Origin of the sequence: Phyllobacterium chamaecytisi (assembly GCF_020164455.1) — a bacterium.
In the GTDB taxonomy this organism is placed as follows: domain Bacteria; phylum Pseudomonadota; class Alphaproteobacteria; order Rhizobiales; family Rhizobiaceae; genus Phyllobacterium; species Phyllobacterium chamaecytisi.
Map to the genome: position 1 here is coordinate 17,976 of NZ_JAIQWW010000002.1, position 18,949 is coordinate 36,924.

17 protein-coding genes are annotated in these 18,949 nt (G+C 56.2%); 15 read left to right on the forward strand and 2 right to left on the reverse strand.

Features of this window, described 5'->3' with window-relative positions:
* Window position 1: 1 nt before the first annotated feature.
* The 8 genes from virB10 to LB462_RS03895 are packed head-to-tail and all read left to right on the forward strand — an operon-like array spanning window position 2 to window position 7,542.
* Entirely contained in the window at window positions 2–1,366 is a 1,365-nt protein-coding gene (virB10, locus tag LB462_RS03860) for a type IV secretion system protein VirB10 (protein ID WP_224506057.1), read from the forward strand.
* Entirely contained in the window at window positions 1,363–2,478 is a 1,116-nt protein-coding gene (gene virB11 / locus LB462_RS03865) for a P-type DNA transfer ATPase VirB11 (RefSeq protein ID WP_224506058.1), read from the forward strand. The genes virB10 and virB11 overlap by 4 nt, the downstream gene beginning before the upstream one ends.
* Window positions 2,475–3,152 carry a lytic transglycosylase domain-containing protein gene (locus LB462_RS03870; RefSeq protein ID WP_224506059.1) on the forward strand — a complete coding sequence of 226 codons (678 nt, stop codon included), beginning with the start codon at window positions 2,475–2,477 and terminating at the stop codon, window positions 3,150–3,152. The genes virB11 and LB462_RS03870 overlap by 4 nt, the downstream gene beginning before the upstream one ends.
* Window positions 3,153–3,156: 4 nt before the next feature.
* Window positions 3,157–3,453 carry a TrbC/VirB2 family type IV secretion system protein gene (locus LB462_RS03875; protein ID WP_224506060.1) on the forward strand — a complete coding sequence of 99 codons (297 nt, stop codon included), beginning with the start codon at window positions 3,157–3,159 and terminating at the stop codon, window positions 3,451–3,453.
* A gap of 4 nt (window positions 3,454–3,457) precedes the next feature.
* The gene (locus LB462_RS03880; protein ID WP_224506061.1) at window positions 3,458–3,757 is read left to right on the forward strand and encodes a VirB3 family type IV secretion system protein; all 300 of its coding nucleotides are present in this window, start codon (window positions 3,458–3,460) and stop codon (window positions 3,755–3,757) included.
* On the forward strand, window positions 3,757–6,186 hold the full coding sequence (locus tag LB462_RS03885; protein WP_224506358.1) for a VirB4 family type IV secretion/conjugal transfer ATPase: 2,430 nt from the start codon (window positions 3,757–3,759) through the stop codon (window positions 6,184–6,186). The genes LB462_RS03880 and LB462_RS03885 overlap by 1 nt, the downstream gene beginning before the upstream one ends.
* On the forward strand, window positions 6,183–6,395 hold the full coding sequence (locus LB462_RS03890) for a hypothetical protein (RefSeq protein WP_224506062.1): 213 nt from the start codon (window positions 6,183–6,185) through the stop codon (window positions 6,393–6,395). Before LB462_RS03885 ends, LB462_RS03890 begins: the two co-directional genes overlap by 4 nt.
* Window positions 6,382–7,542 carry a TrbL/VirB6 family protein gene (locus tag LB462_RS03895; RefSeq protein ID WP_224506063.1) on the forward strand — a complete coding sequence of 387 codons (1,161 nt, stop codon included), beginning with the start codon at window positions 6,382–6,384 and terminating at the stop codon, window positions 7,540–7,542. Before LB462_RS03890 ends, LB462_RS03895 begins: the two co-directional genes overlap by 14 nt.
* A 4-nt stretch (window positions 7,543–7,546) precedes the next feature.
* Here LB462_RS03895 and LB462_RS03900 read toward each other — a convergent pair whose 3' ends face one another.
* Together LB462_RS03900 and LB462_RS03905 are read right to left on the reverse strand one after the other, a co-directional pair.
* A complete protein-coding gene (locus tag LB462_RS03900) occupies window positions 7,547–8,767 on the reverse strand; it encodes a glycosyltransferase family 4 protein (RefSeq protein WP_224506064.1) in 1,221 nt (406 codons plus the stop codon).
* Between the two features lie 44 nt (window positions 8,768–8,811).
* Window positions 8,812–9,381: a MarR family transcriptional regulator gene (locus tag LB462_RS03905; protein WP_112531210.1), complete on the reverse strand. Its 570-nt coding sequence runs from the start codon at window positions 9,379–9,381 to the stop codon at window positions 8,812–8,814.
* A gap of 199 nt (window positions 9,382–9,580) precedes the next feature.
* On the opposite strand from LB462_RS03905, the gene LB462_RS03910 reads away from it, so the two are divergent.
* The 7 genes from LB462_RS03910 (at window position 9,581) to LB462_RS03940 (ending at window position 18,943) form a co-directional block, all read left to right on the forward strand.
* Complete coding sequence (locus LB462_RS03910) at window positions 9,581–11,350, forward strand: type I secretion system permease/ATPase (RefSeq protein ID WP_224506065.1); 1,770 nt, start codon at window positions 9,581–9,583, stop codon at window positions 11,348–11,350.
* Complete coding sequence (locus tag LB462_RS03915) at window positions 11,347–12,765, forward strand: HlyD family type I secretion periplasmic adaptor subunit (protein WP_224506066.1); 1,419 nt, start codon at window positions 11,347–11,349, stop codon at window positions 12,763–12,765. The genes LB462_RS03910 and LB462_RS03915 overlap by 4 nt, the downstream gene beginning before the upstream one ends.
* A gap of 293 nt (window positions 12,766–13,058) precedes the next feature.
* Window positions 13,059–13,718, forward strand: a complete 660-nt coding sequence (locus LB462_RS03920; protein ID WP_112531200.1) for a calcium-binding protein — start codon at window positions 13,059–13,061, stop codon at window positions 13,716–13,718.
* A gap of 69 nt (window positions 13,719–13,787) precedes the next feature.
* Window positions 13,788–16,061, forward strand: a complete 2,274-nt coding sequence (locus tag LB462_RS03925) for a glycosyltransferase family 2 protein (protein WP_255626407.1) — start codon at window positions 13,788–13,790, stop codon at window positions 16,059–16,061.
* Window positions 16,058–16,903, forward strand: a complete 846-nt coding sequence (locus LB462_RS03930) for a class I SAM-dependent methyltransferase (protein ID WP_224506068.1) — start codon at window positions 16,058–16,060, stop codon at window positions 16,901–16,903. Before LB462_RS03925 ends, LB462_RS03930 begins: the two co-directional genes overlap by 4 nt.
* Window positions 16,900–18,159, forward strand: coding sequence for a glycosyltransferase family 4 protein (locus LB462_RS03935; protein WP_224506069.1), 1,260 nt, complete (start codon window positions 16,900–16,902; stop codon window positions 18,157–18,159). The genes LB462_RS03930 and LB462_RS03935 overlap by 4 nt, the downstream gene beginning before the upstream one ends.
* Before the next feature lie 10 nt (window positions 18,160–18,169).
* The gene (locus LB462_RS03940; RefSeq protein ID WP_370637059.1) at window positions 18,170–18,943 is read left to right on the forward strand and encodes a hypothetical protein; all 774 of its coding nucleotides are present in this window, start codon (window positions 18,170–18,172) and stop codon (window positions 18,941–18,943) included.
* Window positions 18,944–18,949: the final 6 nt, after the last annotated feature.

Consider the following 18,949-nt stretch of genomic DNA (forward strand, 5'->3'; position numbering starts at 1 on the left):
GATGCCTGATCCCGATTACCATCTCAATGTAGAACTCGAAGAGGCTGCACGATCAAAGCTGGCCGAGCCGAAGCGCGGTTTGAGCAAGGCAGCGTTGATCGTGCTGCTCGCGTTGGTCAGCTTGCCATTGCTCGCAATGCCCTTCTGGCTTCAACGTCCGTCAACGCCTGATAATGTCGATACCGGTGATGAGAACTTGCTGTCGCCAGTCGGCAAAGTTCAATTGGCGGTTCCTCCCGCAGTCAAAGAACCATCTCCCGCGCCTGAGCCTACGCCAGCGGTGCAGCAGCCATCGCAGGCCGACGCAGATGCCGCTGCCGAGCGGGCACGACTGCAGGCGGAGGAGGAAGCCCGGCGAATGACGGAGGCGGAGCGGCTGGCGCGGGAATCAGAGACCGACGAGAAAAAGTGGGAACGCTATCGCTCCCCGATGGTCGTGACCGAAACCGGTCAAACCGAAGGACTGGCAGCCGAGCAGCCAAAACCACCGACCGATGCCGAGAAAGCAGCCGCCGGCACATTCCAGGACGCCAATCCCAACGGGCAGTTTCTGTCGGCCATGGCGGCCAAGCCGGTTGAAGTTGCGAAGGCCGAACAGACCAAACGTATCGATGCGCTTGTGCCTCAAGGCACAATGATCCGCGGCGTTCTCGAGACGGCTGTACAGACTGACCTGCCTGGCATGGTGCGGGCCGTGACCACCGAGGATATCTGGTCGTTCGATGGAAGGCGAATTCTCATCCCAGCTGCGTCGCGCATGATCGGCGAATACAATGCCGGCGTTGCACAGGGTCAGACCCGCGCCTTTATCGTCTGGACGCGGCTCCTGCGCGCCGACGGCGTTTCAATGAATCTCGGTTCGATCGGCACCGATGAACTCGGTCGGTCGGGATCTGCCGGTGATGTCAACAACCACTATCTGAAGCGGTTTGGCGCCGCTGGCGTGTTGAGCATTATCAGCGCTGGCACACAGTTAATTGCTGCGGGTGGTGGCGGGACGCGGAACCGCACTTATGGCGGGCCTATCCAGACGACGACGACCGACCCGGCGACTGGTAAGGTAACGGTCAATACCATCTATCCTGATGACAACAATGCAGGCAACGATCTTGCGATGCAAGGTGCTGCACTTGCGGTCCAGAATTTCACGCAGCTCGCCCAGGAGGCCCTGAAGGCGCAGATCAACATTCCGCCAACCATTACCATTGATCAGGGAACACCGGTGTCGATTTTCGTGCGGCGCGATCTCGACTTCTCCGATCTTTACCCGGATCCGGTCATGCAGAAGCTCAAGGAGCTAAAGAAGGGACGCGGCTGGGATACAGGAGAAGGCACACAGCCAGTTTACAAGGGGGGCACGCCGTGAGCCTTGCAGCCCCCCTCTCCGCATTAATCGATTTGGCGTTTGCCCCCTTGCAGTATTTTCTCCAGACGCCGGATGTCGTCGAGATATGCATCAATCAGCCGGGCGCCGTGTTCATCGAACATGCAGGGGGAAGCTCGGGTGCGGCGATGGTGCGCCATGCGGTGCCTGAATTGACGGCCGAACGAATCCGCTTCATGGCGGAACGCGTTGCCGCGGCAAGTCACCAATTCGTCAACGACGAAGAGCCGCTATTGTCGGCCGCGCTGCCGGATGGCGCGCGTATTCAGGTGGTACTGCCGCCTGCCGCGCCGCAAGGGGGCGCTATTGTCCTCCGCCGGCAGGTCGCGCGCAGCCTTTTCCTTTCCGATTACGCAGCTTCAGGGGCGCTGGACTCTGCTCTGGTGACGGATAGTGCGCATCAGTTTACACACGACGAAGACGATCTATGCAAATTGCTCGCTGCGGGAGATATCTGGACGTTTCTGCGTGAAGCCGTGCAGCGGCGCGTGTCCATTATGGTTTCTGGCGGTACGGGGTCTGGAAAGACAACCTTTCTGAATGCGCTGATGCAGGAGATTTCGGCGCACGAGCGACTGATTACCATCGAGGATACACCGGAACTGACACCTCCTCAGGAGAATCATGTCCGTCTTATCGCAACGCGCGGCAATCAAAATATCGCCCGCATCGAGCCGCGTCATCTGGTCGAGGCCTCTCTGCGCATGCGGCCGGATCGATTATTGCTCGGCGAGGTACGCGGTGGCGAGGCGCTGGATTTTCTCCAGGCAATCAATACCGGCCACCCTGGCTCGCTCTCGACTGTCCATGCCAACTCTCCGTCTGCCGCTTACACGCGATTGGCCCTCCTCGTCATGCAAAGCGGTGCCGGCGGCGGGCTCGGTCTGAGCAAAACCGAAATCGTTGATACGCTGCGCACGACATTGCCACTGGTCATCCAGCTTGGCCGTCGAAATGGCCGACCCGGCGTTGTGACAGAGATTTTCTACGATCCCTTCGTTCGCGCCAATTTGCAGCGACCGGCCGCACTTGCGAGTAACGATCTAACCAGATTTGAGAACGCTGGCATTGTTTCGATAGGGCGAAGCCAATGAACAGGAGTATTTTGTTTTCGGCTATCACCATTGCTTTCGGGGCGGCCTTTGGCAGCACCGGACATGCCGCGTCCGGCGAAGAGCCTCTGAAGGTTACCGTAATTCAGGAAGCAGCTTCGAACATGGACGCCGCGCCGGCACCGCAGCCCTCTGCGGCGGCGCCCTGCAAACTTGCTTCTCCAATCGATGCAGTTCAGGGCGAGGCCATTGTTCGCAAGATTGCCGGAGAGGAGCGCTTCGACCTTGATCTCGTGCTGGCGATCGCCCGGCAAGAGAGTGGCTTTCGCATGAACAGCATCTCAAGCGCAGGCGCAGTTGGCTTGATGCAATTGATGCCAGGAACGGCGAAGCGTTTTGATGTCGATATCTGCGATCCTGAAGACAATGTGCGCGGCGCAATCCGTTATCTGCGGCTGCTGCAGAAGAAATATCAAAACCCGCTTTATGTGCTTGCTGCTTACAATGCCGGCGAAGGGGCTGTCGAGCAAAGCCGCGGCGTTCCGCTTTATCCAGAAACCGTCCGGTACGTCTCTGCCATTCTCACCGACCTCTATGGATGGAAACCGCTTGTAAGAACGACAGCCAAGTCGCTGGGGAATGGCGCCATAAACAAAAAACCGGAGGACGGCAGTCGGGAAACGTGGTCCCAAGGATTTGTTCTTCATGTGGAGTAATTCAATGTTTTTACGTTCGAAAATTTTCAAAGCTTTCGTATTGTTATCGTTCACAATTTTTGCCGGGGATGCCTTTGCACAGAGCCTGCAACCGGTGACAGGTGTGCTGCAGACCCTTATTTCAATTCTTACAGGTCCGATTGCCTCGATGCTCGCAATCCTGGCCGTCATCAGCTGCGGTTTCCTGGCCTGGTCGGGACGCTTCACCTGGAGCATCGCCGGTTCCGTAATTATGGGCATTGTGCTGGTGTTCGGTTCGACGCAGATCGTGGCGTTCTTTCAGAGCGCTTTGGGTCATTGAACAGATGACCGAGGATGCGCCGGACATGACCCCGCTGGTCAAGGCCCTGACGAGAGCACCGACGCTTTTTGGCGTGCCATATATGTACGCCATGTTCAACATGGTGGTAACGGCGGTGATCTTCCTGGCGACAAAGAGCCTTTTCACCCTATTCCTGGTCTTGCCTATCCATAGTTTCGGCTATTTCCTCACGCTGCGCGACGAGCAGATTTTCAACATTCTCCGGGTCAAGGGCGCAAGGACTCCCCCACAGTCGAAAGTCCTGTGGGGCGTTACAAGCTATACACCGGGGGACCAGACATGATGTCCCGGCTAGTGCGCAAGGAGATGCGTTTCGGCGCGCAAGCCAAACGGGAGCGGTCGGTTGCCACGCACGTGCCCTACGCACGCCATGTCGATGACACGGTGCTGCGCACCAAGGATGGGCTGCTCTTAAGCACACTCAGGCTCGATGGCTTTTGTTTCGAGACTGCGGACATGGCGCAGATCAATGGCAAGCTTGAGGGGCGTAATACGATCCTGCGTTCGCTCGGCAGCAGTCGCTACGCGGTCTATGGTCACATGATCCGGCGCCGGCTCGAGCCAAAGCTTGATGGCGAATTCGACAATCAATTTGCAGCTGAATTGAACCGCCGATATATGGCGCAGCTCGAAGAGCGGCGCATGTTCGTCAATGACATGTATATCACGATCGTCCGCCGTCCTCTGCGCGGTCAGGTCGGATTGATAGACAGCTTGACGCGCAGCCTGTTTGCTCATCGTGGCACCAAAGACCAGGCGAAGGGTGCCCGACTGGGAGAGGATGAGGAGCTTCGCGAATTGCACGACGCCGTTCTAGGTGTGCGTGAAGTCCTGCAGGATTATCAGGCGCGTATTCTCGGTATCCGTGAACCTGAGCCAGGGAACTATTTCTCCGAGCCGCTGGAATTTCTGGTTCAAATACTCAACGGGCTTGATCCGGTTTCGATGCGTTTGCCGCGCATGCCGCTCGATGGTGCGCTTGCGATGAAGCGGCTGCATTTCGGGCGCAATGCTGTAGAGTTCGTCGGCGCGACGCCGCCAAGAGACTCACGGCTCGGTGCCATGCTGTCGGTGCGCGAATATCCATCCTATACGGGCCCTCTCCTGCTCGACGGGCTGCTGAAGGTTCCGCATGAATTTATCGTCAGCCAGAGTTTTTCCATTGTCGACAAGCCTGTGGCGCAGAACCAGATGGAGCGTGTCTACCGCCAGATTTCCATGGCCGACGAGGCTGGTTCGATTGTCGGGAATCAACTCGCCGGGGCACGTGATGAGCTTCTAAGCTCGCGCTCCATCTATGGCGAACACCACCTGTCGGTCATGTGCCTTGGCGATGACAAGGCTGAGCTTGATCGCTGCATCCGCTCCGTCGGAGCTACGCTCACCGATCAATCCATCATCTGGCTGCGCGAGGATCTGAACTGTGAACCAGCATTCTGGGCGCAGCTGCCCGGCAATTTTTCGTATATCGCCCGGTCGGCGATGATTTCGTCGAAGAATTTTGCCGGGTTTCTGTCGTTGCACAATTTCCCCAGCGGTCAGAAGGAAGGCAACCACTGGGGCAGCGCCATCTCGCTGCTGGAGACGACCAGCCAAAGCGCTTATTTCTTTAATTTTCACGTCCGTGATCTCGGTAATTTCACCATGGTCGGACCATCTGGCTCAGGCAAGACGGTGGCCCTCTCCTTTCTGATGGCGCAGTCGCAGCGCATCAAACCAACGCCGCGCTGCATTTTTTTCGACAAGGATCGTGGCGGCGAAATTTTCATTCGAGCGCTGGGAGGCAACTACGAAGTCCTTCAACCAGGTGCGCCGACTGGTTTCAATCCCCTCGCCCTGCCCGACACTGCGGGAAATCGCGAGTTTCTGTTCCAGTTGTTTTCGTTGATGCTGCGCCGCCCGGATGGTTTGTCGCTGCCTGCCAGCGAGGAAAGCGTCATCCGCGCAGCAATCGGTCAGATCATGTCGACCGGGTCGGATGGCCGGTCTCTGCCGGCCTTTGCAACCTTGCTGCGTGGCCGGATACGCGCCGGCGATGACGATCTTCTGGCCCGGTTCGAAAAATGGCTCCGCCCTGATCAAATGGGCTGGTTGTTCAACAATCCGCAGGATCGTTTCACTTGGTCCGAGGTTTCGGGGTTCGACATGACGAAAATCCTGGACGATCCCCTCACCCGCAGCGCTGCGCTGATGTATATCTTTCATCGGCTGGACGAATTGCTCGACGGCAATCCTGTCCTGATCTTTCTCGATGAAGGCTGGCGGCTACTCGAAGATCCGGTGTTCGCGACCTTCATCCGCGACAAAATGAAGACGATCCGCAAGTTCAACGGGATTATTGGTTTCGGTACGCAAAGCGCCTCGGATATCGTCAATTCCCAAATCGCCAACACGCTGATCGAACAGAGTGCGACGCATATTTTCTTCCCCAATCCACGCGCCGATCTGGAGAGTCACGGCAGCGGGCTCGGGCTCTCGTCGAGGGAAGTCGAATGGATCAAGACAACGGATCCAGCAAGCCGCTCCCTTCTGATCAAACACGGTCAGGAATCGGTGATAGCCAGACTTCGCCTCAATGGCATGGACGATCTCCTGAAGGTGCTGTCCGGCCGGGCTGAAACAGTTCACGAACTGACGGTTCTGCGCGAGCAGCTCGGCGATGATCCAAAACGATGGCTGCCGGTGTTTTGCGGGCAAGGAGACAGGCCGTGAGAATCATATCGGTTAGCGTCGTGCTTTTCGCCGCTGCATTGTGCGTGGCGTGCGGGGGCGGTCATAAACTGAAGACACCTTGCGACCTGCCCGCCTCGGCCTTGTCCTATGGTGCTCCGGATTGCGGCCCGCTGCGACCGGTCAACGAGGCGTTCGACATTGTTATCCAGCCGCGGTCGCAATCGGGAGTGTCCAGTGGAGGGAGCTAATTCTATCGCCGCACTATCGAGTAACATCGACAGCCTAGGTACAAATTTTACGGCGGCGACCTACGGCGTCTTCGCCTATTACCTCACACCCGTCATGGCCGCGCTATTTACTCTTTACCTGATCTTTTGGGGATTCCGGTTCTGGCAAGGACAGGGCGGCAGCATCGTCGGCATGGTGTTCAAGCTCGTCCGCATAGCCATCATCTTCTCGCTCGTGACCGCATGGGGACCTTTTCAGGTCGCGCTCTACGGACTTTTCACCAACGCGCCCTACATGGTGAGTTCCGTCATGCTCAATCATATTGTCAATCCTCGCAGTGGCAAAGCCATGGGATTTAGCACTCTCGCCAACGACCTCAACGCTGTCTACGGTTTCGCGCTAACTGCATCGGCCAAAATCGAGCAGTCAGCGGTCGCGGCTGTCGCCCCCCTGCCTCAACCGGTTCCGGAAGAAGGCACCTCGCCGAACCCGGCAAAATCAAGCCCGATTGCGCAAACAAAAAATCCCGCGGAAAATCCGCTGACAGTTCCATTGAGTTCATCGGTGCAGGCAGCAATCGTGTGGATTGCCGCAGCCTTGTTCGTTGGCTACGCGGTTGCACTCCTCTTGTTTGCAAAAGTTGCCTTGTGGATCATGCTTGCGCTCGCTCCATTTTTCATCGTGTTGCTGATGTTCCAAATCCCGTCACGGTACTTTTCCGGTTGGCTCACGGGCACGATCCAGATAATCCTGATACCGATCTTTCTGACAACCTTCCTCAGTTTTTACAATATCGGTATACAGGATGTCGTGAAGGCGCTGGTGTTAAGCCTTGCAAAGGGCAGCATACCTGCCATGAAGGATGCCGGTCCTTTTGTGCTCGTTTGTCTGACGGGATTCTTCTTGCTAGCCCAGATCGTGCCTCTCAGCGGCCGAATTGCGACAAGCAGCCAGGAATGGTTCACCAATCTTGCGTCTCACGCGGGCAATGCCAGCAGAAACATCGCCAGTTCCATGGCTGCAGGACGCGGCGTCCGAAATTCCTCTGGAAACACTTCAATCGCTTCTGCGCCCGCACAACTTTCGCACGAACATACGGGCGAAACGAATCTGCGCGAGGTGCAAGACAGAAGTGCGGCGGTTAATCGGCAAAGCAGAAACCGATAGCGAGTCAGGCAGCTTTGACGACCGAATTGATCAGAGATTTCTGCCGCGAAAGACAATCCACCAGTCGGAAGCGATTCTCGATTGTCTTACGGGCGGCAATGCGTAGCGGCAGAAAATCCTCAGGCTTTTGCAGGACTCGAAGGATCGTATCGGCCAAAGCATCGGTATCAAAGAATGGCACGAGAAGGCCATTCGTCCCGGATCGGACAATTTCCTGAACCGGCGGCGTATCGGAGCCGATTATCAAGGCGCCACAAGACATTGCCTCGATCACTGACCACGACAGCACGAAAGGATATGTGAGGTAGATATGGGCAGTTGATATCTGGTAGAGCTTGCGCAAGAGATCGTGCGAAATGGCTCCGGGAAACACAATTCTGTCCGGCGGAATATCATGGCTGGCGAGTAACGCATCCTTCCAGGACCCTCCACCAGGGGGCGGTGTTCCATAGCTGACGCCATTGCCGCCGACAAATACGAAGAGCGCTTCTGGATTCTGGCGTATGACCTTTGCCGCCGCGGCGAGTGCTTGCGGAAAACCGCGATAGGGTTCGAGGTCTCGAGCGACAAAAGTGATGATCGGCGGATCGCCCGCTTTCAACAAGCGCCCATCAGGCAGCCGCAGCGACGCGTTGCGGTCAGGGCGGAAAATTTCCGTATCGACGCCCTCATGACAGACAGCGATCCGACTCCGGGCAGAGACCGGATAAAGGCTTTTTTGCCAACGGGTGGGGCTGATCCCACCGTCGATCGCTTCCAGCGAGAGAAGCTGCGCGACATTGCGCAGTCTCAATCGTTTACGGGTTTCGGCATCCGGATTATCGTCGGGAGCAAAACCGACGTCGGCACCTTCCGCCTTGTAGAAAAATTCGCAATAGCCGATAGCCGGCACTTTTGGCAGGATATCCTTGACGAACATCATGCTACCCCAGCCTATATGACCGATGACGATATCCGGCTGTTCGCCATGGCGCACCATCGCATCGAATGTCTCCGCAACACGGTGACCAATGCGGACATGGTGGTCCGGAATGCCCAGATGCCTGGCCATCCGGGCATCAGCCCGGGGGCCAGGTTCTGCACGGTGCAAGATCACGCGAACCGACGGGAGGCGTCGGTCCACGGTCTCACAAATAAGGCTGACATCATGCCCGCTCGTTGCGAGATGCTCAGCCAAAGCTGCGAATTGGCCAAAACCACGCCTGTGAACAAAGGCCACATGCATGAGATCAGCCCCTTCCGGGACTCGAAAGACTGATCGAAGTTGAGTTAGATGCCATAACGCGCGGCATTGCCCCAAACCAGTTCGAGCCTGTGCAGCGTCTGGAACGCGATTTCGAGATTGCGGAGATCATCGGCATCCCTGGCAAGAACACGATTATATGCCCCGCCAGCGTCACGCAGATTGGCGCAAAGCTGCTCTCCCTTTTCCGTCAATCGAATCCTTGCAGACCGCTTGTCCCGTTGAGATGCGACCCTGTCGATGTAACCCCCATCGGCAAGCTGCTTCAGGTAGTAGGAAATGTTCGAACCGACATAGTGCCCCCGATCCAGCAATTCCCCAACAGAAAGTTCGACGTCGCCGATAGCCATCAGGACCATTGCCTGTGCCGGACCGACGTCTTCAATCCCCAGTTTCGTCATTTCTGTTCTGAGCAGACTGGCGAAACGGCGATTTACTCTCTCAATCATTCGAGCTAGCTCGAAGTGTGTAACTACGACCGTATGAACCGGGTGTCTATGTCCCTGTTTTTCCGCTGTAATTTCGGGGAAATCGGCGGCGTAATATCCATCAATAGATGTTTCGACTTCCACTCCTTCGTGCAGAAGTTTTTGTATCATCTTTGTCTCCATGGTCATTTTACTTCAAATTTTGAAGTAAGTTGCGAGTGTATTTTCGATTCTCCTTCGCTTTTTCCCCCGTCATATGATCTTTTTTCTGTCACATTCTGCACGGTATTACTTTACTAGTCTCTGGTCTTAGACCAAGGTCGTTGGGGCTAACTGGCAGCTGTGTCATTTCCAAGGCAGATTACACATGAATGATACTCGTCAAATCGATGCAAATGGCAAGAGCCATGTGGGAAAAAAAGCGACGACGCCGGGAGTTCCGACGCCGCAAACGCTGATTTTCAAGGCCCGCCGGGTTTTTCTGGCAGGTCTCCTCTACGCCGTATTACTTAGTTTCTGTATCAGCCTTTTGCAACTTACGGTACCCCTTTACATGTTGCAGGTGCATGACAGGGTGCTGAACAGTCGCAGCACCGACACTCTGCTTATGCTGACAGTCCTGGCAGTGGGCGCTTTGCTGGTTTACGGCATTCTCGAATTTATCCGGGCTTTGTCTTTTCAGGCCATGGGCAGCGCGCTTGTGCGCCGGCTAAATCTGCCGATTCTGACGGCTGCCGTGCAGGCATCGGTGGATCAGGGCCTTCCCAAGGCCACGCAATCCTTGCGCGATCTCACCGAATTGCGTACTTTTTTGACTTCCTCGGCGGTGAGCGCGCCGCTGGACGCTGCCTGGTCGCCTATCTTTCTCGCCGTGCTCTTCCTGCTACACCCGGTTTTCGGGATCATCGGGGTCGTGGGGGTAATCATCCTTGTTTGTTGCGGCGTGGTTACTGATCTCTTAACCCGCAGCCTGCTCAAGGATGCAAATCAGGCCAACATCGAAGCCATTTCAAAAATCGGTGCAACGCTGCGACACGCCGAAGCCATCGAGGCAATGGGAATGTTGCCCGCTCTGGCAAAACGCTGGCGGGGTTTGCAGATGAATGCGCTGGATCTGCTCGATCTTGGAGGCACCCGCAATCGCGCGATGGCGTCCATTGCGCGCACCTTGCGCTTTATCATCCAGGTCGCGACGCTGGGTGCAGGAACCCTGCTGGCGATGGAGCAGGCGATCTCGCCGGGGGCAATGATCGCGACCAGCATTATCGTTGGCCGTTTGCTGATGCCGTTCGACCATGTCGTCGAGACCTGGCGTCAATGGGTGAATGCGGTTGGCAACTGGAAACGCATCCAGGCCCTGCTTGCACAGAATCTTGCCGTGCGCCAGACGATGCCAACGCCCCGCCCGCATGGCGACCTGATCATCGACAAGCTGGTTTATGCGGCTCCGGGTGTCGAGATGCCGATCATCAAGGGTATTTCCTTCAGCCTGTCGCCAGGTGAAGTACTTGGCATTGTCGGCCCATCTGCAGCCGGCAAATCGACACTTGCACGACTCATGATTGGAATCGTCAAGCCGACATCGGGCGGCGTGTTTCTCGACGGGAACAATGTCTATCTCTGGGAACGTGGATCCTTCGGCGAGATTGCCGGCTATCTGCCGCAATCGGTGGCACTGCTTGAAGGCACTATCCAGGATAATATCGCGCGCATGGGCGACGGCGATCCGCATCGGGTGCTCGAAGCGGCGCGGCTTGCTGATGTTCATGAAATGATCGGACGGCTGCCGCTTGGCTACGATACGCCGGTGGGCGACGGGAAGTTGACGCTTTCCGGCGGTCAGCGTCAACGCATCGGCCTTGCCCGTTGCCTCTATAATCGCCCTCGCCTGATCGTGCTTGATGAGCCGAACGCCAATCTCGATGCAGTCGGCGAAAGAGCGCTGATGCGGGCGATCGAACAGGCCCGCGATGATGGAGCAATCGTGGTGATGATCGCCCACCGCCCAACAATTATGCAGGTGGCTGACAAGCTGCTCGTATTGGAGAACGGGCGGATCACACAGTTCGGCCCCCGCACGGACGTCGTGTCGTCCATCACCCCGACTGGTCCTAAAATGGGAGCCACCGCATCATGACGGGCAACACAAACCTGCAGAAACGCGCCCCTCAACTATTGGCACCACGCACCGTGTCGGGCGGCGAAACCGTTCCCACCAAGTTCGGGTCCGTCCGTCCGGAATGGGTCACCGATCTTGAGCAGGAAGATAGAAAGTCCCCCCTGCGCAAGTTAATCATCGCAGGCGTATCGACGATTTTGATCGCGTTTGGCGGGTTTTTTGGATGGGCCTATTCTGCAGAACTTGGCAGCGCCGCCGTTTCGCTCGGAACTGTGATCGTCGATTCGAAGCGAAAGACAGTCAGCCACTTCGAGGGGGGCATCCTCGATCGTTTGCTGGTGCAGGAAGGCGATGAAGTGAAAGTCGGTCAGCCGCTCGTCCGCCTTGACGACACCAAGGCGCGGTCTGAGTTGCAATCCCTGCAGAGCCGCCGGGTGGGGCTTATAGCAAAGTTGGCGCGACTGCGTGCGGAGCAGGCAGGAGAGACTGAAATTACATTTCCAAAGAATTTTGGCGAAATGGGCGACATTTCCGCTGAGAGTGCAATGAGGGCTGAGAGGATATTCTTTGAGAAACGCTACGCGCAAAAAATGAGCCGCGTGGACATCCAGAAGAAAACTATTGAACAATATACGGAGCAAGCGAAATCGTCCGATGCACAGATAGCTGCGACTGACCGGCAGATCGAGTTGATCAATGAACAACGGGAGGCGATCGCCGGGCTTGTTAGAAAAGGTTTTGCCCAGAAGTCGAAGTTGACTGAAATCGACACCAGATTGAGCGAACTCGCGGGAACCCGCGGTGAGTATGCGGGTGACAAAGCCAAGGCCGAGCAGGCAAAGGCAGGCGCGGAATTTTCCCTCATAGGCATTGAAAGCGATCTGCAGTCGGAGATCGCCGGAGAAATCACTACGAGCCAGGTTGATCTCGCCGACACGGAAGAGCGTATTGTGGCGGCCAAAGACGTCATGCGCCGTGTCGAAATACGCTCGCCGCAGGCGGGCATCGTCGCCAATATTCGCTTGCGGACACCTGGCGGCGTGGTAGCCGCTGGCGAAGCCATACTCGATATCGTACCGGAAAACGAACCGTTGGTTGTCGAAATGAAGATCAGCCCGCGCGACATCGACAGCGTGATTGTCAGTTCGCCGGTGCAGGTTCGCCTGACAGCCTATAACCAGCGTTCGCTGTCGCCGCTCGACGGCAAGGTCACTTACGTCGCCGCGGATCAGGTTATCGATGAAAAGACCGATACGGCGTACTTCGTGGCGCGTGCGGAAATCGCCGCTCAATCGCTGGCGTCCAACCCGACGATCAAACTTTACCCGGGGATGCCGGCCGAGGTGCTGATCGTGCACAAGGCGCGCAAAGCGATCGAATACCTCATTTCCCCAATTTCAGACAGCTTTAACCGTGCCTTCAGAGAGGATTAGTTAGAAGATTCTCACTGCAGCGCACCATATTTGGCGATATTTCAAATTTCAAATTAAATTACACTTAATACGACGCAATATAATAAGTAGTTTTGCTTTAAACAGGAATTATAGATTCTAATATAAAAGTGTCATAATACATGGGCGTAATAATTTGTTACTATGGATTGCCACATTTATATTCTTAGTCTAGATTGCAATTCGATTTGGTGCAGCGCACAATCGTTTAGGCATCGATCGTCGGAATCTTTCCGGCAATTTGTAGACTCAAAGCAGGACAGAAGGAGAAGCAGATGGCCACTTTAGAAGGCGGCGCCTACGACGACGTTTTGTTTGGCTCGCGTTTTGACGACTTCATCCACGCCAATGGCGGTGATGATGTTGTTTTTGGCTCGAACGGAAATGACTCGATATTCGGTGACGCCGGCGACGATTTGTTGTTTGGCGGCAACGGCAACGACTCGATTTTCGGCGGCGAGGGAACTGACATCCTCTTCGGCGACAATGGAAACGACATACTGAGCGGTAACGAGGGAAATGACGTTCTCTTCGGCGGCCACGGAGATGACGTTCTTACCGGCGGTGCCGGTTCTGATCTCTTGTTCGGCGATGCTGGAAACGATGTTCTTTCCGGCGGTGCCGGCGACGACACTCTCTTCGGCGGCGCAGGCAATGATACACTCATTGGCGGCGCAGGCAGTGATGTATTCCTGTTCACTGGCGGCGGCGGAAATGACGTTGTTCTCGATTTTACCCCTGGTGAAGACGTCCTCCAGATCTCCAGCGGTATCAACGGGCAGGATATTCATTCGGCTGACGATCTTGCCGATCGTGTTACGCAGGTTGGTGGCAATGTTGTCGTCGATCTCGGTCATGGCGATTCCGTCACGCTCGTTGGCGTCAATGCCGACGATGTCACGGAACATCCGGGCGATTACTTCGTCGTTCATTGATAGCGACTATGGCGTGCCCTGCCCTCCGGCCGGGCACGCTTTTTTTGACGTGAATGAAAGGGCAACGTGTTGAACCTCGACCATTCGACGGATATTGCAGGCGATACCGAGAGCATTTCAATCTCGCGTCTCTGTGCAGATGTGGCCGTCGTGATCTGGGACCTTCCGGCTTCCATACGGGCATCAACGAAATGTACGCTGGAGACGCCGGAACCGTTCGTTCCGCTCATCAGCTTGAATATTCCCCTCGAAACGGGCGGTCAGCGTGTTCTCTGGGCCATGCGCACCAAAGATGAGCCGGTCCGTCTTACCATGTCTGCTGGTGCACTCGGGCCGACCGAACAAGCTGTTCTCTATCCGGCAGTTGAGCTTGGCTCTTTCGATGTGGACCGTGCTGTCGATAATCTCGCGGCTGCCGGACATATCAAGCTGCTCAATAATATGCTGAGCACATGGCGCAGTGCCTTTCGCCTGTCGCAGAATCAGGTTTTTGCCAGCGTTGTTCGCGAAATCACCCTGGCATTGACGCCAGAGCCACGGCAAGTGCGCGGCTGTGGTCAGCCAATTGATGGCCAGCACCTGTTGGAAACCGCGCTGGATCCGGACCTTGGCGATGTTACTGCCATCTATGCAATCAGCGCCAATTCCATAACCGCGCTGCCGACGAAGCTGGGTCTGGGGCGCCAATCCAAAAAGGGCTGGCAGTCGTGCCATCTCCTTGTGGAGTCCGTCCGGGCGTTGCCGCAATCATTGCACTTTGTGTTTACGGGGAAAAACGGTATCGCCGTCCGCAAATTATCCGACAGCGATGGCCAGCTTGACTTTTCCAAGTGGTGGCCAAAGCGGCAGAACGATATGGAACTGCGTGAGTTCCTCGTGCGTCAACTGGCAGAAGTCCCCGGTGCTGGCGCTGCCATTGCTATCGATATGCAGATGCGCGCGCCGTTGCCAGTTCGCCAGATCGCAAAGTCAGGAACGCAGCCTGCGGCCGAAATCGATCTCGCGATCGCACTTGATGGTGGTCTGCTCGTCGGCGGCTGGACCCACGATCCCGCAGCGATGCTGGCCCGCATCGAATATCTTTCGGAAGACGGAAGTGCTCTGCCGCTCCAGCCCAATTTTTACAAGTTTCCTGGCAAGACTGGCGAACGCGCGGATGGACTTGGCGCCGACGTGACCGGTTTTGTCGCCTGGCTGCCACAAGCCAAAAATCTTGGACCATTGCTGCAGCCGCGCTTTCAGATGCGACTCGTCTCGGGTGCAACCGCAATGCTGGTGCCGCCAATACAGCCATTTGAACCATCGGCACAGCGTAACCGCATCTTGCGGGCGGTACCGCCGCAGCATGCGCGTAGCCAGGTGTTCGAAAGCATTCTTGCGCCAGCCCTGAAAGAGGTCGAACAAAAACTTGGCCAGACGGTGAGGATTGCAGATATCAAGGAATACGGCGTGGGACCGGCAACCCCTCTGATCTCGATCGTAATTCCCCTCTATCGCAATCTCGACTTTTTGCGCTTCCAGCTTTCGGCCATGGCAACCGATCCCTGGCTTGTAGAGAATGCAGAGGTCATTTTTGTGCTCGATTCTCCGGAAATCCAGGACGATACAGAGCACATGCTTGGCGGACTGCATATCCTGCATGACTTGCCTATGAAGCTCGCCACCATGAATCGCAACAGCGGCTATGCCCGGGCCTGTAACGCCGGTGCGAGTCTTGCGACAGGCACCATGCTGGTAATGTTGAATTCCGACGTTGTCCCCTGCGGTCCGGGCTGGTTGGACACACTCACCCGGCCCTTGCTCGAACAGAAGAAGCTGGGTGCGATCGGGCCGAAACTGCTCTTCGAAGATGGCTCCCTGCAGCATGCGGGACTGTACTTTGCCCGCGACCAGCGCGGCGTCTGGCTGAACCATCATTTCTACAAAGGCATGCCGGGCTACTACTCGCCGGCTCAGATTGCGCGGACAGTGCCGGGCGTGACCGGTGCGTGCCTCGTTACCCGCAAGGACATTTATGATCTGGTCGGCGGGTTCACCGAGGAATACGTCATCGGGGACTATGAGGACAGTGACCTATGCCTGAAAATCCGGCAGATCGGCTTTCAGGTGGCTTACGAGCCGAATGTTGCTCTCTACCACTTCGAACGCCGGTCTATCCGTCGCAGTAGCGACTACATGCGCGGTCTCGCGAGCCAATATAATTCCTGGCTTCATACGCAGCGCTGGGACGACGACATCACTGAATTAATGACGACCTATCTCGATGAAGCGGTGCCTGATCAAATGAACGGGGACACCGTCACTTCTTTCGTCAAGGAAAAGTCTGAAAGGAGCGCCGCTTGACTGAGGTTATTGCACTCAAGACAGCTTTTACCGAACTTCCCCCCGCATTCAACAATGATCACGTCGAATGGTTGATGGAAGCCGTCCTGCGCAACCGGTTTCTACCTTGTCCTGACCCGGATAGCATTTTCGTCGGAGACGGCAATTTCCAGGCCGTTGGCGCAGAATTCCTCGGTCATTTCATCCGCAAGGGAGGTGTGCGCCCAGATAGCCGGGTCCTCGATATCGGTTGTGGTATCGGGCGCATGGCTGTCCCGTTAACCCAGTACCTTGACTTTGCAAAAGGCAGCTATTGCGGCATCGATCCGGTTGCCGGCGGGATCAACTGGTGCCGGCAAATGATCAGCCCTGTGTATTCCAACTTCGAATTCCGCCATCTGGATATCGCACACTCGCTGTATAATCCGAAGGGTGCGATCGACGGGCTCGAACTCGTTCTGCCCTATGAAGACCGGCAGTTCGATTTCATCATAATGACGTCTGTCGTCACCCATTTGCCTGACGAAGAGGTAAGCGCCTATCTGCGCGAGGTGGAACGGGTGCTTGCGCTAGGGGGCCGCCTGTTCATGACATGCTTCGTCGTCGATAAGGTTGCAGCTGAGAATCCCTTGAAAAAGCGTGACGCGCGGCTCGGATTTCAGCGTTACGACGAAGGTCCGTGCTGGTTCGTTCCAGAACTGCCGCCACTGGCTGCTGTGGGTTTCGATGATGGATTTCTGGATGGTGCACTTGCGCGTGCCGGTTTGTCGGTTACAACCAAGTCATTCGGTCACTGGCGCGGCGTTCCTTCGGATCATTATCAGGATCTGTTCGTGGCTGAGCTCGATAGAGGCGGTCGATGACCCGCGTACTCGTCGCTGCACACAACCATCCCGCCTTGCATCCAGGCGGCACGGAAATATTCGCCCACGACCTTTTCCGTGCCTATCAACGGGCCGGATGCGAAGCGCTCTTCCTCGGCGCAACCAATCATATTCACCGCGAGGCCCGGCCAGGAACGAGCTTCCAGAGCATCGGTACCAACGGCGATGAAGTTTTGCTGTGGTCGGGGCACTTCGACCGATTCTTCATGAGTCAGGTCGATCTTTATGGCATCGTTCCGGACATCGTCGAACTCCTGCGTGATTTCCGGCCGGACGTCGTGCATTTGCATCATCTCCTGCTTCTGGGTGCGGAGTTTCCGCATATCGTGCGCCGCACATTGCCCGAATGCCGGATCGTCATGACGCTGCATGATTACTACCCGATCTGTCACCATGATGGTTTGATGGTGCGCACAACGAGCAAAGAACTATGCCATGGTGCTAGTCCGGACCGGTGCCACAGCTGTTTCAAGGAAATTGCTCTCGACAAATTCGTTCTGCGTGAGCGTCATCTGAAGTCTCTTTTGAGTGCTGTCGATGGTTTTGTGTCGCCGAGCGAATTTCTCAAGCAGCGCTATGTCGACTGGGGCATTTCCGAACATTTGATCAGCGTGATCCCCAATGGCCAGCCCGAACGGGCTGAGGTAAAAAAGCGAGATGTCACGCAGCGTACCAAGCCGGTCTTTGGTTATTTCGGCAATCTCAATCCATGGAAAGGTGCAACTGTCCTGCTCGAAGCGGCAAAGCAGCTGATTTCCGAGGATTTCGAATTCGAGCTGCGGGTCCATGGGGCGGCGCCGTTCCAGAGTGAAAGTTTCGTTGCTGATATAGATCGCCTCTTCGCTGAAACATCACCTACCGTGCAGCGCCGTGGCGCTTACCGGCGCGAAGATATCGCTGGTCTGATCGCCACTGTCGATTGCGCGATCATGCCTTCGATCTGGTGGGAAAATGCACCGCTGGTGATCCAGGAAGCGCAAAGCCAGGATTGTCCGGTAATCACAAGCAATATCGGTGGCATGGCCGAAATGATTGAAGACGGCATCAACGGTCTGACCGTCCCGCCTAACGATCCCATGGCGCTGGCGGCCGCCATGCGACGTATCGCTGAAGATGCTGACTTACGCCAGACTCTTGTCCTTGGGGCTCGCCACCCCGACACAATCGACATGACGGCTGCGCGCTATCTCGATTTGATCGAGACACTGCGTCCGGCACATGTCGAAGCAGCCTGAGAGGACCATTATGTCAATAATCACAAATGTGTCGGCACAGGCGCCAATTCAGCCGAGTACCGTTCCCCAACAGGACAATACACAGACCAAAAAAATGGAACCGACAAAGGGAAGGGTTGACGCTATCGATGACGGCCGTTTGTTCGGTTGGGCTTTCGATCCAGCCGCGCCGACCAAGAGGCTGACTATTCGCGTGCTTCTGGACGGCAAGCCCATTGCAGAAGCTGTGGCCGACAAGGACCGCCCGGATTTGAAGCGCTCCGGTATCGGCGATGGCGCGCATGCATTCGATGTGATGCTGCCGCAATTCGCTGCCATGCGCGCTGGTGAACTGGTGGTCGTTGCCATAAATGGTGCAGGCGTCGAACAAGCATTGCGGGTTCCAAAGCCTGATGAACAGGCCGCCGAGGCCCTGATCGCCGCGCCGATGACGCGCATTCTCGACAAGCTCGATATGTTGATGGCTGCACAGCGCCAATTGCAGGTCAACCAGCGCTCGTTGCAGCGTATTGCGCCGGTCATTGATGGATCTGGCGGTAGCACTGCAGTCGACGCCGCCGATGTGAGCAATTCGATTGAAAATCTCCGCGGTGACGTCAACCAGCGCCTGACGGAACTTGATGTTCATCTGATGCGAATGGACGGCGTCGTAGCAGGTATGGAAAAGCGCATGGAGTCACTGCAAAAACGCTCCGGTGGCGACGTTAAACCGTTGATTTTGCTTTTGTTCGTTCTCGTGGGCTTTGCTGCCGGGGCTATTCTGTCAATGTCAGTCATGCCTTGATCATGG